This window comes from Tahibacter soli, from assembly GCF_025717065.2.
Taxonomy (GTDB): Bacteria; Pseudomonadota; Gammaproteobacteria; order Xanthomonadales; family Rhodanobacteraceae; genus Tahibacter; species Tahibacter soli.
The window spans coordinates 971,043-996,378 of sequence record NZ_JAOVZO020000018.1 but is presented as its reverse complement, the minus strand read 5'-3'; the positions used below and the strand labels follow the sequence as shown (position 1 = coordinate 996,378).

Below are 25,336 nucleotides of genomic sequence, written 5' to 3'. Positions count from 1 at the left end.
CGGTTTCGCTCCGTCGCAAGTACTTCACCAGGATCAAACGCTCATGGCAAAAATCAGTCTGGACCCCCTGCGCAACATCGACGGCTACATCGCATCCGCGCTGGTCGACGGAGAGAGCGGAATGCTCCTCGCCGGAGACGGCGGCAGCTTCAATCTGGAATTGGCCGCCGCGGGCAATTCGGAAGTCATCCGCTCCAAGCGCAAAGTCGCCAACAGCCTCAAACTCAACGACACGATCGAAGACATCCTGATCAGCCTGACGAAGCAGTATCATCTGCTGCGCCCTCTCGAATCGAATCAGAAGCTGTTCCTCTACGTGGTGCTCGATCGCGCCAAGGCCAACCTGGCCATGGCGCGGCACGATCTGCGCTCGTTCGAAAAAAGCGTCGATTTTTCATAACGACGCGGCAGGCGTACCGCTCGACCGGCCGGCGCAATCGCGCTGGCCGACGCGCTGTCGCATACGGAAACCGGCATGCACCACGAGCTACCAACGGCATTCGCCAAAGCCGGTTTCGCGCTGTGCGACACGCTGACCGAAATGCTGGACGAGCATTTCAACCACCAGACCGAACGCCGCGGCTGCGGGTTTGCGCAAGCGACGCGCTTTCTTTCGCGCATCATCAACCGCCCCCGCGATCCGGTGCATGCCGACGACTTGCGCGTTTTCGCCGACTGGCCGCTCGCCGACACCGAGTCGCTCGGACAGTCGCTCGTCGACGCCCACGCAAGCGGCTGGCGCTACCTGCTGTCGCCCGGTGCCGACCCTGTCGAGCCGGCGAATCACCCGGTGCGTACGCGGCTGCGCGCGCTGGCCGACAGCTTTTCGGCCATCGCCGCGCAACTCGAATACGAAGAAAGCACGATCTTCCTTCGCCTGATGGTGCACGCGCTGTCAGGCACGCCCGAGCCGGCACCCGACCTGCCTGGCATGATTCAAAAGCCCGAAATCGGCAGCTGCTCGGAAGCGGAGAGTTTTTCCTGGAGATCGCGCACGGCCGCATCCGGCGCCGCGGCTCGGTCAACGTGATCGTCGATTCGACGCACCGCCCGATCCTCGTCGAGAAAATCGGCCTCGGCGAAAGCCATTCGGCGATCTCCGTCGGCGCATTCAATCTTTTCGGCGTCACCGTTCCGCCAGGCAGCCTTTGCGCGCTTCGCCACATGCCGGACCCCGTGCCGCTGCGGCCACTGCGGCGCGGTCTGCTGCTGCCGGCAGACGCGCTGGCGGAAGTGCGTTTCATGCGCCTGACCACCCTCGCCATCTCGCCGTCGGCGCGCGCACGCGCGTTCGGCAACCAGCTCCAGGCGCAAGTTCGGGCAAACCTGTTTTCGCCGCTGACGACGACCATCGACCAACTGCGCGATCGCGCGTGGCAGTGGATGCGGGAAACGGCCCCATGAACCGGCTGCGCGTCTGTTATTCCGAGGCCTACGCGCCGGGCGACTCCCCGTTGTTTTCGCGGCTCGCCATTCTCGCCGACGACCTTCGCCAATGGCCCGCGATCGATCTGCATGCGCCGCGGCCGATCGACGATCGGGCGCTGCGCGGCCTCCATGACGACACCTACCTCGATCACTTCCTGGCCGGAGAGGAACCTCTCGCGTCCAGTCAGGGCATTCCCTGGAGCCCCGGCGTGCGCGACGCGGTCCTCGCCATGCTCGGCGGACAGCTCGATGCGGTGGCTCACGCGCTCACGACGGGCATCGCGATGAATCTCGCGCGAGGATTTCATCACGCGGTACGCGCGCGCGGCAGCGGCTTCTGCGCGATCAACGGGCTCGCCCTCGTCGCGCACCGTCTGCCGGAAAAACGCATCTTCGTCATCGATTGCGACGAGCACGGCGGCAACGGCACCGAGGAGTTCACGATGCAGCTGCCGAATCTGTTCGCGGCCTCGATATTCGGCACCCGCTTCGGCTGCCACGGAAGCGAACGGTCGCTGGCCTATCCCGTCGACGTGCGGCGGGACGGTTTTCTTCCGTACCATCGCGCACTCGACGACATCGAGCAACGCGTCGTCGACATCGCGCCCGACGTCATCCTCTATCAGGCCGGCGTGGACTGCCACCAGGACGACCCCAAGGGCCGCGCGGGCCTCAGCACGCAGAACCTCATCGAACGCGATCGGCGCGTGTTCGAGCTCGCCCGCCGGCGGCAGTGTCCGATCGTCTTCGTCGTCGCCGGCGGCTATCAAAATCCGAGCACGCTCGCGCGCCTGAATGCCAACACCGTCCGCGCGGCGCTGGCCGTGTTCGGCGCTGCCGCAAGCGCGTCGGATCCCCCGCCGGCAGCGATCTCGTCCGGCCGCGAATGACGATCGTACGCGCGCCTCGACACGCCGCTTGCGCTCGCATCGGCCGGTACGAGGCCTTCGGCGCACGGTTTCGTCGCCGATCTACCAGAGACGATCCGCGGATGGACCGCAAGCACCATCCATCCCGTGCGCCGACGCCGCCCGCCGGGCCTCGGCATCATCGCGCGCGACGTCCGGCGCGAGATCAGCCGAGCGCCTCGGCGATCAGTTCGACCGACCGGATGCGCAACGCCGTGTCGTAGACGTCCGATACCACCATGAGCTCGTCGGCGCCGGTGCGCGCGACGAGCGCGCCGACGCCGGCGCGCACCGCATCCGGGCCGCCGACGACGCTGCACGCGAGCATCTGCGCCGCGAGCGCCATTTCTTCCGGCGATCCGTAGTGGGCGATGTTGGCGACGGGCGGCTGCGTCAGGCGGCGGGTCTGACGCACGTGATCAATGAACGAAAGCTGCTGCGATGTCGCGAGGAAGCGCGCTTCGTCATCGGTCGGCGCGGCGATGACGTTCGCGCAGACGAGCGCATGGGGCTGCGCGAGCTGCGCCGAGGGCTTGAAGCGCTCGCGGTAGAGCGCCAGCGCCGCGTCGAGCGCCTGCGGCGCGAAGTGCGCGGCGAACGCATAAGGCAGGCCGAGCTCGGCCGCGAGCTGCGCGCCGTACAGGCTCGAGCCCAGGATCCACAGCGGCACGTTCGTATCGGAGCCCGGCACCGCTTCGATGCGCTGGCCCGGTCGCACGGGGCCGAGGAACGCCTGCAGCTCGAGCACGTCCTGCGCGAACGTGTCGGCCGCGTTGCGCTCGCGACGCAGCGCGCGCAACGTTAACGGATCTGTGCCGGGCGCGCGGCCGAGGCCGAGATCGATACGCCCCGGGAACAGGGTTTCGAGCGTGCCGAACTGTTCGGCGATGATGTACGGCGCGTGGTTCGGCAGCATGATGCCGCCGGCGCCGACGCGAATCGTCCGCGTACCCGCGGCGATGTGCGCGACGACCAGCGACGTCGCCGCCGTGGTCACGGTCGGCATGTTGTGATGTTCGGCGACCCAGATGCGGCGGTAGCCGGCCGCCTCGGCGTGACGCGCGAGCGTGCGCGCGTCGTCGAGCGCGGCGCGCCGGTCGAAACCCTCGCGGACACGGCCGAGTTCGAGCAGGGACAGGGGAATCATGGAGACCTCGGAAGACAGACGGGCGCGGCCAGGCGCGGAAACCGTGCACATGGGGGCGCAACTCGCCTTTGCACCATCGCCCGGCCAGTTCTTTGGTCGAACGACCGTCTCCTCGACCCCGCACCGAATCCGGCATCCGGCCGCGACCATCGTTTCGGACGAATGCCGCCGTTCGCGGATCATCGCAACAAACAAAAATACATATAGAAATGTAAATATTATTTATTCCAAGCGAATGCCGCAGAGGCCGCCGCGACTTCGCCACCGTACGACCGCGGTTCACGATCGCGGTGACACCCTCCTTGCGTGCCATGTCTGTCCACATATGCACAGAGGAGTTCGTCATGAATCTGAAACTGCCCCGACTGCTTGTGATGTGCTTCGCCACCCTCGCCTTCGCAGGCGCGAGCGACGCGCGCGACTACCCGCGCGACCGCGACGACAATCCGCCTGGCCCGCGCGGCGGCCCCGGCACCAACTGGGAAAATCCGCCGGGCTGGCGCGGCGGTCCGGGCGCGTCGCCGGATCATCGCTACTACCGCCGCGGCAAGGACCGTATCCGCTTCGCGCTGCGCGACGACGGCTACTACTTCAACGCGCGCTACGGCTACTACCATCCGCGCTACGGCTTCTGGGATCAGCGCGGACGCTGCTGGCGGGACCGCGACGACAATCCGCCGGGTCCGGCCGGCGGCCCGGGCACCAACTGGGAGAATCCGCCGGGTCCGCGCGGCGGTCCGGGTGCGAGTCCGGACCGTTTCGGCAGCTGCTGAGGCCGATCGAGGTGAGCTGCGGCCCGCGCTTCGGCGCGGGCCGTCTCCGCGACAATCCGCGCCGTCGACCTGGTGCCGTGCTTCCAGTTCGTCGAAATATGTCGGCGTATTTCACCGCGCCGCCGCACTACCGGTACCACGCCTCGCAGCGCCTCGTCTCGCCGCATCGCCGTCCGAACGTCAATCCGACGTATCGACGGAACGCGATACTAGCGCTTGATGCGCAGCCGCTTGATGTAGTCGAGCAGCGCTGCGTGGTCGTAGGGCACCGTCAAATTCGGTCCTTCCCTGCACAGTTCGGCTGCCAGCTTCGCGGCGCGCTGAACGGTCGCGGACAGCGCCACGTGCGTGCCGGGGCGATGCTCGGCGATCCAGCGCGCGAGCCTGAAGCCGTCGAGCGCGCCGGGCGTGTCCACGTCGGCGACGACGATATCGATGTCGAGATCGGAACGCAGCAGAATCGCCTGGGCCTCGTCCGTGGACGCCGCTTCGATCACGCTGTAGCCGCATTCGCGCAGATAGGCCGCCATGGCGCTGCGAACGACGATGTCGGCCTCGACGAACAGCAGTTGCGGCGCGCCGACGTCCGCACCCGGCGCGGTATTCGTTTCCGTCATGAGCAGGCTCTCTCGAGATAGTCGAGCAGGCGCTCGGACTTGTAGGGCTTGCGCAGGAACAGCACGGCGGGGTCGGTCACCTGCGATGCGTAGTCGCCGCCGGAAGCGATCGCAACGGCGATGTCGGGATGCGCGGCGCGCACGTACTGCGCCAGTGCGAGCCCGTTCAACGCTCCGGGCATTTCGACGTCGGTGACGAGCGCGTCGATCGGCAGCGACGATTCGAGCAGCCGCAGCGCCTGGGCGGCATCGGACGCTTCGTAGACGATATAGCCGACGACACGTAGCAAGCTCGACAGGGACAAGCGGGAGTCGACGGTATCGTCCACGACCAGGATGTGTTTCGCCGATTCCCGCGCCGCTGGCAGCAAATCCTTTTTCACCGGCCGAAGATAGTCCTGGTGCGGGGCGCCGAGAGTGTCATATTTCGGCCTCCGCAGACAGGCCCCCGCCGTGCGTGCGGCCGCAGCCCGCCGCACGGCGCGCGATCCCGAATCGTCGTTCTGCATGGGCGGCAAGCTCCCGGGGCTCAGCGGATGCGCAGGGTGGCGTGATCGCCGACGGCGGGCTGCTGACCGCTGATGGCGGCCGTCAGCATGAGTACGGACGCCACGAGCTTGCCGGGGCTGTCCCACAGTTCCGCCTCGCTCGGTACCACCGTGATCAGACGGATCGACGGATCGTCCGGCGACTCCCACCATGCCTTCGCGAACACCGTCCAGAGTTCGCGGATCTTTTCGCGGTCGTCGCTCACGGTCGCGCGGCCGGAGAACGTCACGTACTTGTTCGCGCTGTCGTCGACGAACGCGACCACCACATTCGGGTCGCGCCGGATGTGCCCCACCTTCGCCGCGTCGTCGGTCGTGAGGAAGTAGAGCGCCCCCACGGCGGGTTCGACCGTCGCGGACATCGGCGTCAGGTGCTGCCGCTGCCCCGACCATGTAGCGAAAAGCGCGGTACGGATCGAGGCGGCCAGTTCCCAGGCCCGCTCGACCAGTTCGTCGGTGGTCTTGTCGATCGCTTCTTCGTGAGCCATGAGCCAACTCCTGTCTTATCGAACGGATCGTCGCGTGCGACCGCGATCCCGCGGCAGGCACGCGACTGATACAGCAGAATGCGTGCCATGCTGCCTCTCTCGCGACAGGCGTCGCATTTTCGTTGACGATTTTCAATGAATTTCAAATGCGGCGCCGCTTCGCCGCCGTGCGGCCGCGCCTTCGCAACGGCAGTGCGCGCATCGAGCGGGCGGCAGCGTCGCCGCCGTCATGCATTCCGCATGCGCGGAACGCCGGTGCACGCAAATCGCAACGCGCGCGGGACTCGGGCGCACCGACTGCGGCAACGCTTCCGACGCGGTTTCCGCTTTTGCGTCCGACCGGCGATGACCTCATCATCGGCGCATGGAATACCGCTTCGATTCCTTTCGTCTCGACGCCACCACTCGCGAACTCCGGCACGACGACGCGCTCGTCGCCCTGCCCGCTCGCGCCTTCGACGGCCTGGCCTATCTGATCCGGCACCGCGCCCGCGCGGTCGGGCGCGACGAGTTCGTCTCGGCCGTCTGGGGCCGCGTCGACGTGACCGACGCCCAGGTCAACCAGCTGATGCTGCGCATCCGCCGCGCGCTCGGCGACGACGGCCAGGCGCAGCGCGCCGTGCGCACCGTGCCGGGCTTCGGCTATCGCTGGGTGCTCGACACCGTCGAAATCGAGAGCGCGCCCGCCGCCGAGCCGCGGGTTCCCGAGTCGCCGCCTTCCGTTCCGTCCGCCGGGACGTCCACGCGCCCTCGCCGGCGGCTGCCCACATTCGCGGTCGCGGCGCTCGCCGTCGCGCTCGCGCTGACGGGCTTCGCGGCATATCGTCTGCTGCGCGTCGAACGCGAAGCCCCGCAAGCGGCGACGGCTGCCGCGCCGGCCTCCGCGCCGGCCTCCGCACCGATCGCCGCCGATACCGTCGCGGTGCTGCCGCTCGCGATCGACGGTCCGCGCGAAGCGGGCTGGCTGCGCCTTGGCGCGATGGAACTCGTGGCCGACCGCATGCGCAACGTGGGTCTGCCGGTCGTCCTGAGCGAGAGCGTCATCACCTCGACCCGTGGCGCCGCGTCGCCGCCGACGCCGGCCGATCTCGACCGCATCGGCCGCACGCTCGGTGTCGGCCTCGTGGTGCGCGGCAGCGCGACGCTCGCGAGCCGCGTCTGGACCGTGCGTCTCGCCGTCACCGACCCGCGCGGCGTGCGGCATGAAGTGTCTGCCGATCACGCCGACGCCACCGAAGCCGCGCGGCGCGCGGCCGATCTGCTGCTCGCCGCATTCGGCCGGCCGCAGACGGCGCCGTTGCCGGAGGCGAGCGAGTTGGACGAGCGGCTGCAGCAGGCGCAGGCCGCGCTGCTCGCGGGCGAACCGGACGCCGCGCGCGCACTGCTGACCGGTGCTGAAGACCAGGACGACCCGCGCGTGCGGCTCAAACTCGCGCAGGTGGATTTCCGCGCCGGGCGCGTCGATGAAGCCGAGCGCGCGCTCACCGCGCTGCTCGACGATCCGCGCGTGCGCGGCGACGCCACGCAGCGCGGCGTGGCGCTGACCGCGCGCGGCGACATTCGTTATCGCCGCGCCGATTTCGCCGGTGCCGAAGGCGACTACGACGCCGCCGTCAAAGTCCTCGCGGATCTGCGCGACCGGCCGGAGTACGCCAAGGCGCTGAACGGGCGCGGCATCTCGCGCGTTGCCGGCGGCAATCTCGACGCCGCGGCCGACGACCTCGGCGCCGCGCGCGCGATGTACCAGCGCCTCGGCGAACGTCTCGGGCTGGCCCAGGTCGACGGCAACCTCGGACTGCTCGAATGGGCGCGCGGCCATCTCGACCTCGGCCACACCTACCTCGCGGGCGCGGCCGAGCGCTTCGAGGCGTTCGGCGCGGTCGAACGCCTGGTATCGGTGCGCGCCGGCATGCTCGATCTCGAAATGGAAATGCTGCGCTGGAACGACGCGCTGGCGACGAGCGAGCGCCTGTGGGCGCTGCGCGATCGCGCGGGCGATCCCGGCCTCGCGCTCCTGATCGGCACCGAGCGCGCGCTGGTGTTCGCGGCGCTCGGCCGTTATCGCGAAGCCGAGGCGCTGTTGGCCGATCTCCGCGTCGCGCACGCCGGCGTGCGACCGCAGGCGCTGCGCTACTGGCACGCGGCACGCGCCGACCTCGCGTGGCGTCGCGGTCGCGCACAGGACGCCGCCGACGAAGCCGAGGCGGCGCTCGATGTCTGGCCGCCGCACAGCGCGCCGAAGCTGCGGGCGCGCGCGGTGATCGTGCGGCAACGCGCGTCGATCGCGGCGGGCAACGTCGACGTCGCGGCGATCGAAGCGGAGCTCGCGCGCGACAACGTCGACTCATCCGCCGTGCTGCTGCTCGCGCGTGCCGAATGGGCGGCGCACCGGGGTCGCGACGCCGACGCCGAGCGCGACTACCGCGCCGCGCTCGCGCTCGCGCAGCGTCAGGCGCTGCCGGCGCAGACCGTGCTGGTGGTCGCAGGCTACGTCGACCGCCTGCTCGCGCAGCGCCGCGCCGACGACGCCGCGGCGGTGGCCGGGCGGATCGCGCCGTGCGTCGACACCGACTACGACTGCGCGCTCGTGCAGCTCGCCGTGCTCGACGCGGCCGGCCGTCCCGCCGCATGGACGGTCGCGCTCGACCGGGCGAAGGCGCTGGCCGGCGAACGCACACTGCCGGCGCGGCTCGCCATGGCCTCGCAACCGTAAACAACCGTCGCAAAACCCGTTCGCAATCGCCGTCAACATCAACGAAAGACGCCAGGAATGCCACGCTGGCGGCGGCGATCTACGGTTGCCCGATCCGCAGGACGGATGACCAGACGGGGAGCGACATGAAAGGTTTTCTGGCCGCGATGCTCGCGGCGACAGGCTTGTGCACGGCCCTCGCGGCCGGTGCGGAGCGAGCGGCCGCGGCCGTGTACGCGCCGAATCCCGACAACATCGTCGTCGGGCTCGCCGCCGAGCCGAACGGCGATCTCATCGCCGCCGGTTCGTTCGCGAACATCGCCGGCGTGCCGCGCACGGGTCTTGCGCGACTGACGCCGGACGGTACGGCCGCGCCGAGTCCCGCCGTCGCGTTCGACGGTCCGATCAACGTGCTCGCGCGCTACCCCGACGGCCGGCTGCTCGTCGCCGGCGACTTCGCCAACGTCGACGGCCAAGCGCACGCGCGGCTCGCCCGCATCGATGCGGCCGGCAACGTCGACAGCGCGTTCGCGCCGGTGTTCGCGGGCGGCGGGATCACGCGCATCTACGGGCTCGCGCTGCAGCCGGACGGCCGCATCATCGCCGCCGGCGACTTCACCACGGTCAACGGCCAGCCGCGCGTGCGCGTCGCCCGCCTGAACACCGACGGCACGGTCGACCCCACGTTCGATTCCGGCACCGGCGCGACCAGCCGGCACTGGGGGGTGACGCTGCAGCCGGACGGCAAGATCATCGTCTTCGGCCAGTTCGCGTCGTACAGCGGCGTGACGAAAACGCGCATCGCGCGCCTCAACCCCGACGGCTCGCTCGACAACACGTTCGGCCCCACGGTCAACAGCACCATCGCGAGCGTGCTGGTGCGCGCCGACGGCACGCTGCTCATCGGCGGTCCGTTCTCCACCGTCAACGGCACCCCGCGCGCGCGACTCGCGCACCTGTCGGCCGACGGCGCGCTGCTGCCCGGCTTCAACGCGGACGTGAGCGGCGCGGTCTACGCGTTCGCCGCGCAGGCCGACGGCAAGGTGCTGATCGGCGGCCAGTTCACGAGCGTCTACGGCCAGCCGCGCGCGAACGTCGCACGCCTCAACGCCGACGGCACGCTCGACACCGGCTTCGTCGATCCGGCGTTCAACGCGCGTGTCGACGCGATGCTGCCGCTGCCCGACGGCCGCATCATGGTCGGCGGCCGCTTCACGCAGGTCGGCGGCCACCCGCGCAACTACCTCGCGCCGCTGCTCGCCGACGGACACCTCGACCTTCCGCGCTACACCGTCACGCCCGCGGCCGGCGCGCACGGCACGATCGCGCCGTCGACGCCGCAGACCGTCGATCAGGGATCGACGTTCGATTTCACCGTGACGCCGGACGACGGCTACCAGGTGGGCAGCGTCGCCGGCTGCGGCGGCACGTTGAACGGCGGCACGTACACGATCGCGCCGGCGACGGCCGACTGCACGGTCACGGCGACCTTCGTCGGCGGCACGCAGTACTTCACCGTCACGCCGAACGCGCCGATGCACGGCACGCTGTCGCCGTCGACGCCGCAGCAGGTGGCGTCCGGCGAAACCACGGGCTTCACCGTCGCGCCGGACGCCGGCTGGTACGTCGACACCGTGACCGGTTGCGGCGGCACGCTCTCGGGCAGCACGTACACGACGGCGCCGGTCTTCGCCGATTGCGGCATCGACGCGACGTTCCTGACGCCCGCCGCCATCACGGTCAGCGGCGGCGGCACGCAGGTCGCGTCGACCGGCCTGCCGTTCGCCCTGCCGCTCGACGTGCGCGTCACGACCGACGACGGCCGCCCGGTCGCGGGCGTGCCGGTGACGTTCGCCGCGCCGGCATCCGGCGCGAGTGCGACGCTGTCGGCGACGAGCGTCACGACCGACGCCAACGGCAAGGCGTCCGTCGTCGCGACGGCGAACGCGACGACCGGTGCGTACGCGGTGACGGCCACGGCCGAGGGACGCGTCGCGACGTTCGCGCTCGGCAACGACGGCGCGCAGGCCGGCGGCATCGCGCTGCGCGTCACCGTCGGCACCGAACCGCCGCCCGCGTGCGGCACGGCGACGAGCATCGACGTGCCGGCCGGCGAGCCGGTCAACTTCTGCTTCACGGCGACGAACCAAACGCCGTTCACGCTGACGCAGCACGGCCTGACGTTCGATCCGCGCACGCTGCAATACCACCCGACCACCTGGAACGCCGGTGAACTGCGCTACCTCATGAGCCGCCCGCTCGCGCCGGGCGCGACGATGCAGCACAACGAAGTGTTCAACGCCGGCACGCTGGGCCAGGCGCCGACGTTCACCTGGACCGCGCTCGCCGAACGACCGCGCTACGCCGTCGAAACGACGGCCGGCGCGCCGTTCGTCGACATCAGCGGCACGGGCGCCGCGCTGAACCTCGGCGAAGGCGGCGTGTATACATTGCCGGTTCCTTTCACGATGCACTTTTTCGGCGCGACGTTCCGCGAGGGCGGCGACGCGAGCGTGTGCATCCACAACAGCGGCGCGCTGCGCCTGTTTCGCGGCGAGTGCCTGCTGCCGTACATGCTGTACGTTCCGCCGTTCGTCGGCGACAACGTGCAGTTCCACGGCATGTACGCCGGCAGCACCGACGGCATCCTGCCGTGGTGGGATCTTCTCGGCAACGACGGCCAGGTGTACGTGCGCACCGACGGTTCGGCCCCGAACCGCCGTCTGATCGTGCAGTGGGATCGCAAGGATCATTCGAGCGCGCCGAACGCGGGCGACGGCGTCCGCTTCGAGGCGATCGTCGAGGAATCCGGCGCCATCCGCTTCGCCTACGACAAGACGACGTTCGGCGCCGGCAACGCGGCGCTCGATCGCGGCGCGTCGGCGACCGTCGGCCTCGCCAACCACGACGGCTACATCCGGCAGCAGTACGCGTACAACACGCCGGCGCTCGACGACGGTTCGCAGATCGCCTGGTCGCCGACCCCGATGCCGCACTCGGCCTCGTCGCAGGTGCGCGTCGGCGTCGGCACGCCGCGGCTGCGCACGTATCCGTCGTCGCTCGCGGCGCAGACGCCCGAAGGCGGCGCCGCGACGCTGCGGCTCGGCATCGGCAACTCCGGCACGCTGCCGCTCGCGTGGAATCTCGACGCGGTCGCGCCGAACGCTCACTTCCCGCTCACGACGCACTGGGTGGTGCCGCTCGGCGGCACCGTCGCGCCGCATGAGCCGCGGCAACCGGCCGGCGCGCCGCTCCAGCCGCAGCCCGCGACCGTCGATACGAACCCGGCGCCCGCCAGCGCGTTCGCCGTGCCCGCCTACGGCGTGAAGGACGAATGGACCAACGCCGGCGGCCGCATGTATCCCGTCGGTTTCGACGCCGCGACGCCGGACCGCTTCGTGCACGTCACGCCGGCCGCGATCTACGGCAACAACTACGGCGGCGACTTCGCCGGCAACGATTTCGGCAAGCTCTACGTGTTCGACGGCTACTTCGACAGCGACTACTCGCTCTCGACGATCGACCTCGCCGACGGCCACTACACCAACATCGGCCGCCCGCAGCCCGAGCACGCCGACGAACCGCCGTATCCGCGCTGGAACGGCATGGCGTGGGACCGCACGACGCAGACGATGTATGCCTCGACCGGCGGCGGCGGACGCTGGTGCGACTACGCCGCGGCATCGACGCTGCATACGATCGATCCCGTCAGCGCGGCGGTGCGCAAGGTTGGCGACATCGCGTATGCCGGCGGCGGAGCGATCTGCGTCAACGACATCGCGGTCGCGCCGAACGGCCTCCTGTACGGCATCGATTCGTACAACGACGCGCTCGTCGCGATCGACAAGACGAACGGCGCCGCCGCCGCGATCGGCTCGCTCGGCCTCGACCTCACCTACATCAACAGCATCGACTTCGACGACGTGACGGGCACGCTCTACCTCGCCGCATACCAGCCGGAGGGCGGCGCGACCGGCGGGTTCTACGCGATCGACCTCGTCACCGGCCGCGCGCAGCGGATCGCGCGCTATCCGCTGCTGCCGGACAACTTCGGCCACATCTCGGTCGACTCGCTCGCCATCGCCCGCAGCGGCGGCGACTGCGCGTTCCCCGGCGCGGTGCCGTGGCTCTCCGCGAGCGCGACGGCGGGCGTCACGCCAGCCGGCACGACGGACTTCATCGACATCGCCGTCGACGCAAGCGCGCTGGAACCCGGCGACTACGCCGCGCAGCTGTGCATCGACAGCAACGACCGCTCGCGCCCGCTGACCGCCGTGCCCGTGTCGCTGCACGTGGACGGCGAGGCGATCTTCTCCGACGACTTCGAAGGCCCGGCGCGCTGAACGCGCGCGGCCACGGGAACGAATGATGAAAAAGATCTTTCTCAACAAAATTTCCGGCGCGATCGTCGCTGCGCTCGCCGCGACCGCCCTCGCCCACGCCGCCGAACATCGCGAGCGCTACATCGTGAGCTTCGCGGAACCGGGCCTGCTGCACTACGCCGGCGGCGTCGCCTCGCTGCGCGCGACCGCGCCCGCGGCGACCGGCGCGCGGCGCCTCGCCGCCGGCAGCGACGCGAGCCGCGCGTATTCGCGCTATCTCGAAACGCAGCGCGCGGCGCACGTCGCCGCGATGGCCGCGGCGCTCGGCCGCGACGTGCCCGTCACGCACAGCTATGCGGTGACCGTCAACGGCGTGGCGACCGAGCTCACCGCCGCCGAGGCCGCGCGCGTCGCGACGCTCGACGGCGTGGAAGGCGTGCGCAAGGCCGGCGTCGAAACCGTCGACACCTACCGCGGCCCGACCTACATCGGCGCCGACGCCGTGTGGAACGGCAGCGCGGCGCCGCTGGGCATCGGCACGCGCGGCGAAGGCATCGTCGTCGGCGTGATCGACTCCGGCGCGCATTCGGCGCATCCGTCGTTCGCCGACGACGCGTCGTGCGGCTTCGGCGCGACGAATCGCAAGCTCGTCAGCGTGTCGGACTGCAGCGCGAGCAGCGGCGGCATCTGCACCGGCCCGTCGCCGGAAGCGAACGCGGAAAACGGCCACGGCGTGCACGTGGGCGGAACCGCCGTCGGCAACCGGCTCGACCTTTCCACGACGCCCGCGCCGCTGCTGCCCGCGCCGTACACGTCGATGTCCGGCGTCGCGCCGTGCGCGCGGCTGCGTTCGTACAAGGTGTGCGAGACCAACTCGTGCGACGGCGCGGCGATTCTCTCCGGCATCGAGAACGCGATCGCCGACGACGTCGACGTCGTGAACTTTTCCATTTCCGGCGGATCGTCGCCCTGGACCGACTCCGACCGCGCGTTTCTCGACGCCGTCGGTGCGGACATCGTCGTGGTGGCCTCGGCCGGCAACACCGGCGTCGTGACGAATCCGGTCGGCAACGTCAATCATCGCGGGCCGTGGATGGCATCGACGGCCGCGGTGACGCACGATCGCAACGTGGTCGGCGCCGGCACGCTCGCCGTGACCGGGCCCGGCATGCCGCCGGCCACGCTGGGCGCACTCGCGATCCGCCCGGGCTCCGGCCTCGACCCCGGCGTCGCCGCCACCGGCGCGACGCTGCGCTATCCGACCGCGAACCCGGACGGCTGCGGCGACTATGCGCCCGGCTACTTCGACGGCACGCTCGCGCTGATCGACCGCGGCGATTGTACGTTCGAGGAAAAAATCAACCGCGCCGCGGCGGCGGGCGCGACGGCGGTTGTCGTCGCGAACGACGACCCCGAATCGATCTACATGAACGTCGGCACCGCGAGCCTGCCCGCGTACAGCCTGGACCAGGCGGACGCCGCGGTCCTGAAGGCGTTCCTCGGCGCAACCGGCGGCACCGACGTCGCAGTCGACTTCGTGCCCGCGCTGCAGCGCGGCAACGTGCTCGCGACGTTCAGTCTGCGCGGCCCGACGTCGGGCACCCTCGTCAACCTCACCAAGCCCGACTTCGCCGCGCCCGGCGTGAACATCTACGCGCCGTTCGACGCCGCGGGCGGCGAGTACCGTTATCTCAGCGGTACCTCGATGGCATCGCCGCACGCCGCGGGCGCGGCGGCGCTGCTGCGCGCGCTGCATCCGGCCTGGACGCCGAGCGAAGTGCGGTCGGTGCTGCAGACGACCGCCGTGCCGAACGGCTACGGCGACAACGCGACGACGCCGTGGACCCAGGAAGACGTCGGCAGCGGCCGCATCGACGTCGCGCGCGCGGCACGCGCGAGCCTCGTGCTCGACGAAACCTACGCCCGTTTTGTCGCCGCCAATCCGGCCGGCGGTACGCTCGACCTGCGCGCGCTGAACCTGCCGGCGTTGCGCGACGTCGATTGCACGCCGGCCTGCGTCTTCACGCGCACCGTGACGAATCGCGGCACGACGCCCGGCCGCTGGAGCGCGTCGTTCGAAGGCCCGCCCGAGGTCTTCGGCGTGACGGTCGAGCCCGCGCAGTTCGACCTCGCACCGGGCGAGAGCCGCACGCTGACGCTCACGGCCGCGCCGCGCTACGGCACGGTGATGCAGGAAGTCGCCTACGGCACCATCGTGTTGCGCGACGCGAACGGCGGCTCGGTCGACCAGCGCCTGACCGTCGCGATACGCGGCGAAGGCACGTTCGTCTATCTCGACATCGATGCCGCGGCGACGGCCGTCCGCGACGAATGCGCCGCGAACGCCGGCCCAGGCAACGGCATCGCGGAGCCCGGCGAGTTCGTCCACCTGCGCGTGCCCGTTACGGCACAAGGCAGCGCATTCCACAATGTCACCGCGGCGCTCTCGTATCCCGCGCCGGCCGGCGTGCACTACCTCGCGTCGAGCGTCGCGCTCGGCGACGTCGCGCTGGGCCAGACGCGCGACGCCGAGCTCACCGTGCAACTCGATGCGGGGGCGGCCTGCCTCGCCGACTTCGCGCTGCCGATACGCGTGACGTCGGACGCGGGCGCCTACGACGCGCGCGTGACGGTGCACAGCGGCCTCGACGGCTTCCGCCCGCTCGACGTGCCGCGGCCGATTCCGGACGGCACCGCAGACGCCGCGACGTCGCGCATCGACGTGCCGCAGAGCGCGACGCTCGCGGGGCTCGCCGTCCGCGTGACGGTGGAGCACGGCTGGGTCGGCGACCTCACGCTGAAACTGCGCTCGCCGTCGGGCACGGAAGTGACCCTGCTCGATCGCCCCGGCGTGCCCGCGACCGGCGACTTCGGCTGCGGCAATCGCAACGTCGACGTCACGTTCGCGGACGGCGAAGCGGATGCCGAAGGCGCGTGCACCGCGAACGTCGGCGAGCGCTGGCCGGTACTGCGGGCGCGCCCCGTGCAGCCGCTCGCCGCGTTCGTCGGCGAAAACACGGCCGGGGCCTGGCAACTCACCGCCACCGACGCCGCCGGCGGCTACGCCGGCCGCATCCTGCGCTGGGAACTCGTGCCGACGCCCGCGTTCACGCCGATCTGCACGGTGTGCGCGGCACCCGCCGAGCGCGTGTTCGCCGACGGGTTCGACGGCAACCCGTAACGTTCCGGCACACGGCGGCGCGTCGCGCGCCGCCGTGTGCCGCTCGAGATGCGCGCGGCATCTCGCTGACGAAGGCGACGAAAACGCCCGCGACGCGCCTCGCCATTTCCACGGTCCGCGGAACCGGCGAGAATTCGCGCCCGCCCCTCTCGCCCCTTTCGATGCAGACGGACATCTGGCAACTCGGCGACGCCGTGGCCGACCTCGGCACGCAGCGCATCCGTCGCGACGGAAAGGAACACCGGCTCACGCCGCGTGCCGCAGCCGTGCTGCGCGCGCTGATCGAAACCGGCGACCGGCCGCTGTCGCGCGACGCGGCCCTCGACCGCGTGTGGGGACACGTCGCCACCGGCGACGAAGTCGTCGGCAAGGCGATCAACGAACTGCGCCAAGCGCTCGGCGATACCGACGCCGCGCAGCGCCGCTACATCGAGACGATTCCGAAACTCGGCTATCGCCTGCTGTGTCCCGTCGCTCCGGTCGCGCGCGGGACCGATCCGGCGTCGCAACCGCCGGCAGACGCCGCGGCGCCGGCGCGCGGTGCCGACGGCGACGACGACACGGCCGCCGCCGCGACGACCGCCGCCGATCCTGCGCCGCCGCAACGGCTGCGTCGCAGCGGCATCGCGCTCCCCGTCGGTCTCGCGATTGCGATCGCGATCGCAGTCATCGTGTTGCCGTGGCAGCGTGAACCGAAAAGCGACGCGTACCCGGCGGCATCGCTGCGCGCCGCTTTTTCCCGATCTCCACAAATCCTGACGCCCGCGGCCGACTACATGGGCTACGCCGATCTGCTGCCCGACGGCAGCCGGGCGCTGTTCGCCGCGCCGGTCGACGGCACCGTGCGCGTCTTCGCCAGGACGTTCGACGGCGCGCAGACGCGGATCGGCAGCCTGACCGGCGGCGCCGACTTCGCGCTGGCCGTGTCGCACGACGGCACGCGCGTGGCCTATCAGCACTTCGGCGACGACGGCGCCTGCCGCATCCGCCTGCACGCGCTCGCGGACGGCACGGAGCGCGAGATCGGCAACTGCAGCACGCGCTTTGCGGAATGGCTCGAATTTTCGCCGGACGATGCGTTTCTGCTCGTGCCGCGCATGCGGCCCGGCGACGCGCACATGAGCCTGCACCGGCTCGACCTCGCCGACGGCGGCGTGACGCCGTTCGACTATCCGCGCGACGCCGCCGCGGACGACGTACAGGCCCGCTGGTCGCCGGACGCGCGCCGGCTCGCGATCCGCCGCGGCCCGCAGCCGAACAGCGGGCTGTGGATTTTCGACGCCGCCGGCGGCAGCATGCGCCAAGTCGTTCCCGACGACATCGGCCTCGACGGCTACGCGTGGCTGCCCGACGGCAGCGGCCTCGTGATCGGCGTGCACCGCGGCATCGACGCGGGCCTGTGGCGCGTCGATGCCGCGACCGGCCGGCGCGAGCCGCTCGGCCTGCGCGGCGCCACCGACCCGGTCATCGACCGCGCGGGGTCGCGGCTCTTGTTCTGCCTCGGCACGCGGCGCGTGGGCCTCGTGCGGCAGGCGATCGACGGCAGCGCCGACGCGACACTGGAGCAACCGCATCGCGGCGAGCGCGGCGACGAGTGGTTTCCGCGCCTCTCGGCCGACGGCACGGCGCTCGCGTTTCTCGCCGACCACGACGGCCGCGTGGCCGTGAGGGTCGCGCGCGAAGGTCAGGCGACGCGCCGCCTGCCCGACGTTGCCGGCTTCGTGCCGCAGGGCACGCCGGCCTTCAGCGCCGAGGGAACGTCGCTCGTCGTGCCGATGCGGGCCGACGACGGCGGCGGCGTGCTGTTCGAGTTCGATCTCGCGCGCGGCGCGTGGACCCGCCTCGGCGTCACCGCGCGTCGCATCGAGCAGGCGTGGCTCTCGCCCGACGACAAGTGGCTCTACTACGTCGCGTTCGCCGACGCGGAACGCACGCTGTGGCGACGCTCTCGCGAAACCGGTGTCGAGCAGTCGCTCGCGCGCGGACTCGAACGCGGCCCGATCGGCGGCGACGCCGACGGCGGCGTCTACTACATCGACGCCGGCCGGCAGGCCCTGATGCGCCGCGCCCCCGACGGCACCACGCAGCGCCGGGTGGACGACATGGGCTACTGGACCGCCTACGCCTGGACGCGCGCCGACGACGGCATCTACGTGCTGATGGAACCGGCCGGCAAAAACTTCGGCCTGTACTTCGTCGGCGCCGACGCCGCGCCGGTGCTCGTCGAACCGACGGACGGCGTCGCGACGCTCGGCCTCGCCGTGCGGCGCGAGGCGCGCGAACTGTTGATCGCCCGGACGCTGCCGCGCGCGCACGACCTCGCGTGGCTGCCGCTGCCGGCACGACGCTGAGGCGTCGCCGGCACGCCGTCGCCAGCGCGCCGTCGCCAACACGCAAGTGCTTGTCCGCGCTCGCGGATATTTTCGTTCGACGGCCGTCGGGACTTCTTCCGGAGCGATCGCGCAGGGTGCGCCCCTCTCGACTGCGGACACCCGAATGCGTCATCTCATCCCCCTGCTCCTCGTCGCGGCGACGCACGCCGCGGTCGCCGAAACGCCGGCATTTCGCCACGTGCAGCACATCGGCGGCTTCTGGGCGAACGACGACACGCCCCTCGTCAGCGGCTTCGACGCCAACGGCGACGGCCGACCCGACCTCGTCGTGCCGCGCTTCCAGTCGGGCAGCGAGCGCTGGCCCGCGCTGCTGTTTCTGACACAGGGCGGCGGTCGCTTCGTCGCCGAAGAACTGCCGTTCTGGCAGCAGCAGGTCTGGACGCAGGCGATGCCGGCCTACGCCGCCGGCGATTTCAACAACGACGGCCGCGTCGATTTCGTCTTCGCCGAAACGTCGCGAACGCTGCGGCGCATCCTCGGCCTCGGCGGCGGACGCTTTCGCAACATGGAAACGATCACCGCGCCCGAAAGCACGTTCAACCGCATGACGCGCGTCGCCGCCGGACAGGTGGACGGCCAGGGCGCGACCGACATCGTCGCGCTAGACGGCTTCACCGGCGGCGGCACGAAACCGACGAGCGGCCTCGTGGCGTACGGCAACACCGCCGGCACGACGCAGTCGCAAGGGCGCGCACCGACCGTGACGAACGCGTGGCGCGTCGCGCTCGCCGACGTGACCGCGACGGGCGGCGCGGGCAAGGCGGAAATCCTGACCGCGAACGGCGCCGGCGAATTCGGCGTGACCGTGCACGAAGGCGGCACGGGGCCGCGCCTGCTGCCGACGCTGCGCTTCGCGCCGCCCGACGCGCAGTCGCCCGACTTCGGCAACATGCCCGGCGACATCGGCATCGGCGACATCGACGGCGACGGCAAGCCCGACGCCGTCGTGCACTATTCGCGAACCGGCGGCGCTTCGTACCTGCGGCTGCTGCTCAACCGCGATACCGCGTCGGTGTTCGCCGTCGACAAGGAACTGCCGCTCGGCAGCTGCACCGCCTACAACGCCAGCGTGCGCGTCGGCGACTACAACGGCGACGGCATCGCCGACATCCTCGTGAACTGCGACGACAACCCGTTCGCGATCCTGTTCGGACGCAGCCCGGCGAACTGCCACTGCGAACTCGTGTTCGATCCGCCGGCCCCGGTCGCGTCGCCCGCGACGCAGGGCGCGCGCGGCCTCGGCCTCGCGCGCGGCGACTACGACGGCGACGGCAGGCCCGACATCGTCGTCGTCACGCAGCAAAGTCTCGAAGTGTACGTCTACGACGCCGCGTACGACCGCCTGTTCGCCGACGGCTTTCAATAACCCACCGCGAAGGACTGCCGATGTTTCCCTCTTTCCACAGATCCATTCTGCCGGGCCTTGCGCTCGCCGTACTGTCCGCGCCGGCCGCGGCGGCGCCCTACGCCGCCGGCGTGCGCTATCCGCTGCCGACGAACGACACCGACCCGCGCGGCGCGTTCCGCACGCACCTGCGCGTCGTCGACGATCTCAATGCCGACGGGCGCCGCGATCTCGCGATCGCGGTGCCGCAGGTCGCGGTGCAGGTGCTCGCCAGCGGCCCTTCGCGCACGTTCGCGTCGAGCAGCGTCGGCAACGCCGCGGCATCGGCGCTCGCGACCGGCGACTTCGACGGCGACGGCGACATCGACCTCGTCGTCGCCGACGCGACGGCGTTCAGGCTGCTGGCCGGCAGCGGCGACGGACGATTCGAGACCCGCACGACCGTGAATCTCGACGTCCTCGGGCCGCATGCGTGCGTCGAGGATCTCGTCGCCGGCGACTTCGACGGCAACGGCGACCTCGACGTGGCCGTCATCGACGCCGACCCGCTCAACAACTTCCGCTTCTGGAACGGCGGCGCCGGCGGATCGATGCTCTATCGCAACTCGGTCGCCGTCGCCTACGGCCTCGGCGACGGCCGCTTCGACACGACCCGGCCGCGCATCGGCGTCGCCGCGTATCCGCAGCGCCTCGTCGCGGTGGATTTCGAGCGCGACGGAAGGCCGGAGCTGGTCGCCGTCGGCGCGGAATCCAAGACCGTGCAGGTCGCGTTCAACAATCAGACGCATCCGCTCGGCAGCCAGTACCGCAGCGTGCTCCTGCACGCGTCGATCGAACACGCCGACATCCTCGACGTGGCCGCCGGCAACCTCGACGGCGATACGAAGCCCGACCTCGGCGTGCTGTTCTATTCGCACGACCCCGATATCGACGGCCGGCGCTATCGCTTGCAGTCCTACCGCAACACGGCGACGGGCGCGCAGTCGTTCGCCTACACGTCGCCGTCGCCGGCGATCGCGTTCGACGCCGCGCCCGGCGCGGTCGTCCTGGCCGACGTCGTCGGCGACGGCAGCGTCGATGCGGTGGTCACCACGCGCCGCGACGACAGGCCGGCGGTGACGATCTACCCGGGCGACGGCGCCGGCGGGTTCGGCGCGCCCGACGCGCTGCCGGAGCGCTACGCCGCCGACGATCTCGTCGCCGCCGACTTCGACAACGACGGAAAGACCGATCTCGCCGTCGTGGACCGCAGCCGCCATGCGATCGTCGTGTACTGGCATCTGTAGGGATGCCGCCGAACACAAGGCACGCAATCGCGCGACCGGCGCGCAATCGGACTCGTCGATGGACGCTATCACTCGATCAAGCAGGCCAAGTACGCGCCGCTATCTGACCGAAGCGGCGTATCGGTTCAACCGACGCTTTCGCTTGCGCGAGATGCTGCCGCGGCTGCTGCGCGCCATGGTTCTCTGCGCACCTTGCGCCGAGCCGCTCCTGCGCACAGCGAGGAATTTTCATGGCTGAGCTTCGTCGCTAATAAGGTACATTTTTGTGTCAATGCTCCCAGAGCTGAGAGCCCCGTGATTCGGTTTCCTGCAACATCCTCTGAGCGGCTATTCGCAAACCGTAGGCACCGGATGGTCCTCACACGGAACACCTCGAACTTGCCGTATTTTCATATCGGGCTCGACAACGTATACGAGGCTGCCATCAAGCAGCAATCCGCCCGGCGCAAAAATAACAACCCACCTTCCTTTTTTCTTTCTCGATTCGAAACAAGTTGCGGTCGAGTACTTCGATGACAACTCCAGCAAATCTCGAGATGGCTCGGCACGGCCTTCGCCCTTATCCGCCTGACGCAGTGCAATGTGGATGGCGACAGCACATGTCATAGGCATGTCCAACATGTCTGGGTGCTGTGAAGCAAGAAGAACTGAGACAAGCATCGAGATAATCATTAATTTCCCTCTTCGGCAAAGGTTATTCCTTTGCGGATGGTCTTGATTAACGAATAACGATTGTCGCCGACGATCGGCGCACCGGCGGGATAGAATCTGATAAACCCGCTCGTCGTTCCGACATAGGGATAGTCTGAAAAAGCCCAACCCGATCGCGCTGTCGCCGACTTGCGAGCACTGACGTCGCTTTTGGGATAAATCCCTTCAGTGAGACACGCCTTCCTGGCACCGTCTCCGCGCCGGTTCGGTCAATGCCGAGCCTTGGCGCCTCGCATTGCCATCAGCCGGCGACGCGCCATCCATAGGTTCGACAGGCCGAACAACACGAGTAGCTGGCTAGTGTTCTTCGCCAGGCCCTTGAACCGCGTCTTGGTGTAGCCGAACTGCCGTTTGATCACCCGGAACGGATGCTCGGCCTTCGCCCGCATCGTCGCCTTGAGGTACTCGAGTTCTTCCACCGCACGTCGGTACGGGCCGGCCTTGAGTGCTGTCACCGTGCTGCGCCTGGCCGCGATGTGCCAACGCACTTTGCGCCCGCTCAGTTCCTCGCGCTTGTTCGCGCCAACGTAGCCGGCATCGCCGTATACCGACTTCTCTTTGCCGTGCAGCAACGCCGCCGTTTGCGTCACATCGGCCGCGTTCGCTGCCGTCGTCGTCATCGTGTGGACCAGCCCGGAGTCGGCATCCACACCTATGTGCGCCTTCATCCCGAAGTACCACTGATTGCCTTTCTTGGTCTGATGCATTTCCGGATCGCGTTCGCCGTAGGCGTTCTTGGTAGAACTGGGCGCGTGAATGATCGTGACGTCCATGATCGTGCCCCGCTTGAGCAGCAGATTGCGTTCGCCCAGATACGCGTTGACCACCTCAAAGATCTTCGCGGCCAGCGCGTGACGTTCCAGCAGGTGCCGGAAGTTCAAGATCGTCGTCTCGTCCGGCACCGTACCGCGCGTGAGCGATACCCCGGCAAACTGACGTACCGGTGCGATCTCGTACAGCGCTTCCTCCACGGCCGGATCGCTGTAGCCGAACCAGTTCTGCATCAGGTGTATCCGCAGCATCGTCATCAGCGGATACGGCGGTCGGCCATTGCTTTTCTTCGGGTAGTGCGGCTCGATCACTGCCAGCAGTCGATCCCACGGCACTACCTGCTCCATCTCCGCCAGGAAGATCTCGCGACGCGTCTTCTTGCGCTTGCCTGCGTACTCGGCATCGGAGAAGCTCATCTGGCTCATGGCGCTCAACCCGCCCGTTGCAGAATGGGATTATTGTACCGCCTGGCGTGGGACTTGTTCAGACCATCCCTAGACGAGTGATTCACCCTCGGCCGTAATATCGGCTATAAGTCCGCGGTAAAGGTTCTCCAGAAACTCACTGACACCCGAGAGTTCATCGCCTGCTTCAGCCAACTCACCCGCAGCCACTAATTTTTCCACTCCTCTGATTTGATCGATCAACGATTTCAATGTATCCGACTGAAGCGCAATGGCAGGGTTATTTCTGCCAGGCACTCGAATCGTAGCACTATTGCTCAGCGCTCCGTAAATAGTTACGCCAATTTCACCCTTCATCGCCAAGGTCCTATTTCAATAAACGGCCTCGATTCGTCAACCTGACCTTTAAAAATGTCAATGTTTGGTCGCCCCTCGTTTATGTTGCCGGCGCCAGACAGTGAACGAGACAGATTGTTTCTGGTCTAGGAGCTTGCGCACACAACGTAGTCCCAATCGGAATTTGACCTGGCCTTCCCAGATGCCCGACTTCCGACCACTGTTATTGTCTCGCCACTGCGATCTGCTGGTGTCCCGCTATCTGCAGCCCAGAAAACCGGCTGAGCAGCGCAAGCAAACGCTGCTCAGCCGTGACTGTTGCCGGACCGAGGAAAATTCTGGGTATCCAGATTTCAGTTGGCTTCGGGCGTCATTGATTTTTTTCATCAATATGCCCAGCGTTGTCAATTAAAGAATCAGTGCGGCCGTAGCTTGTTCGAATGACACCAAAATCCACGCTGCGACTCCGCTGCCTTTCTTCTTCATCTCTGTTGTTGCTGATTGGTTTTTCCGTGGCGAATCCCCTGAATGCATAGATCGATTCGTCAGGAACGCCGTTGTTACGGAGCCAGTCGTAAACCATGCGGGCTCGTCGGGTCGATAGGTCATGGCAATCGACGCCAGCACACTCTGCATTGTCGGTAGTGCCCGCAATTTCAACCTGGAAACCTGGGACTTTTCTCAGCCAATATGCGTTGGTTTCTAGATTTCTCAATTGATCGATACCAGGGGGCGCCATTGCATCGGCGAGAGCTTCGCCCGCCCGAGGCCGTCCCGGTTGGAATAGAATTTTGTTGAACTGAAAAGACGCCACGTCAGTTGCCGACTCGTCACTTTTCGTGTTTCGCTGGCAGCCGAGGCTCGTTAAAATCAGACCAGCCAACAGCACAAGTTCTGCGATCTTTTTGGAGTCCATCGTTCAATCTCTTGGACCAAAGCTGCCGCTCGTATTCCCGGCGCAAGCCATACCGACCCTCGCACGTATCTTTATTGATAGCTTGGCCGACGCCACTGCCGAAAAGGTCCTTGTGTCTAGATTAGTCTCAGAAAAACGAGACTTACTCAGACAACTCCTCGCGCTTGACGTTGTCTATCAACGAACGAGTGCGCCCATAGCTCGTGCGGATCAAACCGAATTCCACACGACGACTTCGCTGCCTTTCTTCTTCGTCCTTGTTGTCGCTGATCGGCCTTTCCGTTGCGAAGCCTCGGAACGCGTAGATACTTTCGCCGGGAACCTCATAGCGCCGGAGCCAGTCGTAAATCATGCGCGCCCGTCGCGTCGACAGATCATAGCAATCTAAGCCTGCACACTCGACGTTGTCAGTTGTGCCGCGAATTTCAACTTGAAAGGCGGGTATTTTCCTCAGAAGGTCAGCATTGGCCTTTAGCTTCTTCATCTCGTCGATATTTGAAACTACAGCGTCGGCGAGTGAGTCCCCAGCCCTTGGCCTTCCCGACTTGAATAGAATCTGATTGAACTCGAAGGAAGCTTCGACATTCCTAATCTGATCAATTTTCGCACTCTTTTGGCAGCCGGCAATTATCGAAAGCAACCCGATTATAAAAATGAATGGTATTTTAATAATTTCCATGCGCTCATTTTCCGGAGCCGCAACTGTCAACCGTGCTGTTTCGGCAAACCTTGGCAACGGAACCTCTGGCATAGCCTTCTATATTCTCCTGACTTACCCCGCCGTCAACCAACCAGACATCACCTACTTGCTACGAGAAGTTCTTTTCGTGCATTTCTATTGCTTTCTCAATAGTCACGTGCCAATCGTCAACACCCGCCGAGGATGTTTCAATGAACAACTCCGCAGCTTGGCTTTCAAAGAATTTGACTTGTTCAGCAGTTACAGGTAGACGAAAGAAATCCGCGCTTTGCACGCGGTACTTGCCGCTGGAAATATCAAGCAGGCAGAAGTATCTAACCGCCATGTCACTCCCTATTTTTTTCCAAATTCTAATTTCTTGATATACCAT

General features: G+C 68.0%; 20 protein-coding genes and 1 pseudogene. 12 read left to right on the top strand and 9 right to left on the bottom strand.

Going from position 1 to position 25,336, the window contains the following annotated elements; translation table 11 throughout:
* Window positions 1-43: 43 nt before the first annotated feature.
* The 4 genes from OD750_RS17755 (at window position 44) to OD750_RS17740 (ending at window position 2,318) form a co-directional block, all read left to right on the top strand.
* The gene (locus OD750_RS17755) at window positions 44-400 is read left to right on the top strand and encodes a roadblock/LC7 domain-containing protein (protein WP_263545141.1); all 357 of its coding nucleotides are present in this window, start codon (window positions 44-46) and stop codon (window positions 398-400) included.
* Between the two features lie 75 nt (window positions 401-475).
* Window positions 476-1,030: a hypothetical protein gene (locus tag OD750_RS17750; protein ID WP_263545140.1), complete on the top strand. Its 555-nt coding sequence runs from the start codon at window positions 476-478 to the stop codon at window positions 1,028-1,030.
* Entirely contained in the window at window positions 1,027-1,404 is a 378-nt protein-coding gene (locus OD750_RS17745; protein WP_263545139.1) for a hypothetical protein, read from the top strand. Before OD750_RS17750 ends, OD750_RS17745 begins: the two co-directional genes overlap by 4 nt.
* On the top strand, window positions 1,401-2,318 hold the full coding sequence (locus tag OD750_RS17740; RefSeq protein WP_263545138.1) for an arginase family protein: 918 nt from the start codon (window positions 1,401-1,403) through the stop codon (window positions 2,316-2,318). Before OD750_RS17745 ends, OD750_RS17740 begins: the two co-directional genes overlap by 4 nt.
* Before the next feature lie 184 nt (window positions 2,319-2,502).
* Here the strand turns inward: OD750_RS17740 and OD750_RS17735 are convergent, their stop codons facing one another.
* Window positions 2,503-3,483, bottom strand: coding sequence for an LLM class flavin-dependent oxidoreductase (locus tag OD750_RS17735; protein ID WP_263545137.1), 981 nt, complete (start codon window positions 3,481-3,483; stop codon window positions 2,503-2,505).
* A gap of 344 nt (window positions 3,484-3,827) precedes the next feature.
* On the opposite strand from OD750_RS17735, the gene OD750_RS17730 reads away from it, so the two are divergent.
* Complete coding sequence (locus OD750_RS17730; RefSeq protein WP_263545136.1) at window positions 3,828-4,256, top strand: hypothetical protein; 429 nt, start codon at window positions 3,828-3,830, stop codon at window positions 4,254-4,256.
* 209 nt (window positions 4,257-4,465) lie between these two features.
* Here the strand turns inward: OD750_RS17730 and OD750_RS17725 are convergent, their stop codons facing one another.
* Genes OD750_RS17725 through OD750_RS17715 form a run of 3 tightly spaced genes read right to left on the bottom strand, consistent with a single transcriptional unit; the run spans window position 4,466 to window position 5,909 of the window.
* Window positions 4,466-4,873, bottom strand: coding sequence for a response regulator (locus OD750_RS17725; RefSeq protein ID WP_263545135.1), 408 nt, complete (start codon window positions 4,871-4,873; stop codon window positions 4,466-4,468).
* Window positions 4,870-5,382, bottom strand: coding sequence for a response regulator (locus OD750_RS17720; protein ID WP_263545134.1), 513 nt, complete (start codon window positions 5,380-5,382; stop codon window positions 4,870-4,872). Before OD750_RS17720 ends, OD750_RS17725 begins: the two co-directional genes overlap by 4 nt.
* 20 nt (window positions 5,383-5,402) lie before the next feature.
* On the bottom strand, window positions 5,403-5,909 hold the full coding sequence (locus OD750_RS17715; protein WP_263545133.1) for a pyridoxamine 5'-phosphate oxidase family protein: 507 nt from the start codon (window positions 5,907-5,909) through the stop codon (window positions 5,403-5,405).
* 364 nt (window positions 5,910-6,273) lie between these two features.
* On the opposite strand from OD750_RS17715, the gene OD750_RS17710 reads away from it, so the two are divergent.
* The 7 genes and pseudogenes from OD750_RS17710 to OD750_RS17680 form a co-directional block, all read left to right on the top strand.
* Entirely contained in the window at window positions 6,274-8,622 is a 2,349-nt protein-coding gene (locus OD750_RS17710) for a winged helix-turn-helix domain-containing protein (RefSeq protein WP_263545132.1), read from the top strand.
* A 125-nt stretch (window positions 8,623-8,747) separates the two neighbouring features.
* Window positions 8,748-12,944: an Ig-like domain-containing protein gene (locus tag OD750_RS17705; RefSeq protein WP_263545131.1), complete on the top strand. Its 4,197-nt coding sequence runs from the start codon at window positions 8,748-8,750 to the stop codon at window positions 12,942-12,944.
* 25 nt (window positions 12,945-12,969) lie between these two features.
* The gene (locus OD750_RS17700; protein WP_272842023.1) at window positions 12,970-16,104 is read left to right on the top strand and encodes a S8 family serine peptidase; all 3,135 of its coding nucleotides are present in this window, start codon (window positions 12,970-12,972) and stop codon (window positions 16,102-16,104) included.
* Between the two features lie 161 nt (window positions 16,105-16,265).
* A complete protein-coding gene (locus OD750_RS17695) occupies window positions 16,266-18,455 on the top strand; it encodes a winged helix-turn-helix domain-containing protein (protein WP_263545130.1) in 2,190 nt (729 codons plus the stop codon).
* 145 nt (window positions 18,456-18,600) lie between these two features.
* Window positions 18,601-19,863, top strand: a complete 1,263-nt coding sequence (locus OD750_RS17690; protein ID WP_263545129.1) for an FG-GAP repeat domain-containing protein — start codon at window positions 18,601-18,603, stop codon at window positions 19,861-19,863.
* 20 nt (window positions 19,864-19,883) lie between these two features.
* A complete protein-coding gene (locus OD750_RS17685; protein WP_263545128.1) occupies window positions 19,884-21,128 on the top strand; it encodes an FG-GAP repeat domain-containing protein in 1,245 nt (414 codons plus the stop codon).
* Between the two features lie 54 nt (window positions 21,129-21,182).
* A pseudogene (locus tag OD750_RS17680) lies at window positions 21,183-21,366 on the top strand (IS1595 family transposase); the annotation flags it as partial.
* A gap of 682 nt (window positions 21,367-22,048) precedes the next feature.
* On the opposite strand, the gene OD750_RS17675 reads toward OD750_RS17680, so the two are convergent.
* The 5 genes from OD750_RS17675 to OD750_RS17655 all read right to left on the bottom strand — a co-directional run bounded on the left by OD750_RS17675 (window position 22,049) and on the right by OD750_RS17655 (window position 25,336).
* Window positions 22,049-23,035, bottom strand: a complete 987-nt coding sequence (locus tag OD750_RS17675; protein WP_263545127.1) for an IS5 family transposase — start codon at window positions 23,033-23,035, stop codon at window positions 22,049-22,051.
* A gap of 69 nt (window positions 23,036-23,104) precedes the next feature.
* Window positions 23,105-23,371, bottom strand: a complete 267-nt coding sequence (locus OD750_RS17670) for a DUF6959 family protein (protein WP_263545126.1) — start codon at window positions 23,369-23,371, stop codon at window positions 23,105-23,107.
* Between the two features lie 349 nt (window positions 23,372-23,720).
* Window positions 23,721-24,266: an OmpA family protein gene (locus tag OD750_RS17665; protein WP_263545125.1), complete on the bottom strand. Its 546-nt coding sequence runs from the start codon at window positions 24,264-24,266 to the stop codon at window positions 23,721-23,723.
* Window positions 24,267-24,408: 142 nt separating this feature from the next.
* Complete coding sequence (locus tag OD750_RS17660; protein WP_263545124.1) at window positions 24,409-25,017, bottom strand: OmpA family protein; 609 nt, start codon at window positions 25,015-25,017, stop codon at window positions 24,409-24,411.
* A 58-nt stretch (window positions 25,018-25,075) separates the two neighbouring features.
* The gene (locus OD750_RS17655) at window positions 25,076-25,336 is read right to left on the bottom strand and encodes a hypothetical protein (RefSeq protein ID WP_263545123.1); all 261 of its coding nucleotides are present in this window, start codon (window positions 25,334-25,336) and stop codon (window positions 25,076-25,078) included.

Bases quoted from the DNA above. Each gene is read 5' to 3' on its own strand.
- OD750_RS17755 (WP_263545141.1), top strand. From the start codon at position 44: ATGGCAAAAATCAGTCTGGACCCCCTGCGCAACATCGACGGCTACATC.
- OD750_RS17750 (WP_263545140.1), top strand. From the start codon at position 476: ATGCACCACGAGCTACCAACGGCATTCGCCAAAGCCGGTTTCGCGCTG.
- OD750_RS17740 (WP_263545138.1), top strand. From the start codon at position 1,401: ATGAACCGGCTGCGCGTCTGTTATTCCGAGGCCTACGCGCCGGGCGAC.
- OD750_RS17735 (WP_263545137.1), bottom strand. From the start codon at position 3,483: ATGATTCCCCTGTCCCTGCTCGAACTCGGCCGTGTCCGCGAGGGTTTC.
- OD750_RS17730 (WP_263545136.1), top strand. From the start codon at position 3,828: ATGAATCTGAAACTGCCCCGACTGCTTGTGATGTGCTTCGCCACCCTC.
- OD750_RS17725 (WP_263545135.1), bottom strand. From the start codon at position 4,873: ATGACGGAAACGAATACCGCGCCGGGTGCGGACGTCGGCGCGCCGCAA.
- OD750_RS17720 (WP_263545134.1), bottom strand. From the start codon at position 5,382: ATGCAGAACGACGATTCGGGATCGCGCGCCGTGCGGCGGGCTGCGGCC.
- OD750_RS17715 (WP_263545133.1), bottom strand. From the start codon at position 5,909: ATGGCTCACGAAGAAGCGATCGACAAGACCACCGACGAACTGGTCGAG.
- OD750_RS17710 (WP_263545132.1), top strand. From the start codon at position 6,274: ATGGAATACCGCTTCGATTCCTTTCGTCTCGACGCCACCACTCGCGAA.
- OD750_RS17705 (WP_263545131.1), top strand. From the start codon at position 8,748: ATGAAAGGTTTTCTGGCCGCGATGCTCGCGGCGACAGGCTTGTGCACG.
- OD750_RS17700 (WP_272842023.1), top strand. From the start codon at position 12,970: ATGAAAAAGATCTTTCTCAACAAAATTTCCGGCGCGATCGTCGCTGCG.
- OD750_RS17695 (WP_263545130.1), top strand. From the start codon at position 16,266: ATGCAGACGGACATCTGGCAACTCGGCGACGCCGTGGCCGACCTCGGC.
- OD750_RS17690 (WP_263545129.1), top strand. From the start codon at position 18,601: ATGCGTCATCTCATCCCCCTGCTCCTCGTCGCGGCGACGCACGCCGCG.
- OD750_RS17685 (WP_263545128.1), top strand. From the start codon at position 19,884: ATGTTTCCCTCTTTCCACAGATCCATTCTGCCGGGCCTTGCGCTCGCC.
- OD750_RS17675 (WP_263545127.1), bottom strand. From the start codon at position 23,035: ATGAGCCAGATGAGCTTCTCCGATGCCGAGTACGCAGGCAAGCGCAAG.
- OD750_RS17670 (WP_263545126.1), bottom strand. From the start codon at position 23,371: ATGAAGGGTGAAATTGGCGTAACTATTTACGGAGCGCTGAGCAATAGT.
- OD750_RS17665 (WP_263545125.1), bottom strand. From the start codon at position 24,266: ATGGACTCCAAAAAGATCGCAGAACTTGTGCTGTTGGCTGGTCTGATT.
- OD750_RS17660 (WP_263545124.1), bottom strand. From the start codon at position 25,017: ATGCCAGAGGTTCCGTTGCCAAGGTTTGCCGAAACAGCACGGTTGACA.
- OD750_RS17655 (WP_263545123.1), bottom strand. From the start codon at position 25,336: ATGGTATATCAAGAAATTAGAATTTGGAAAAAAATAGGGAGTGACATG.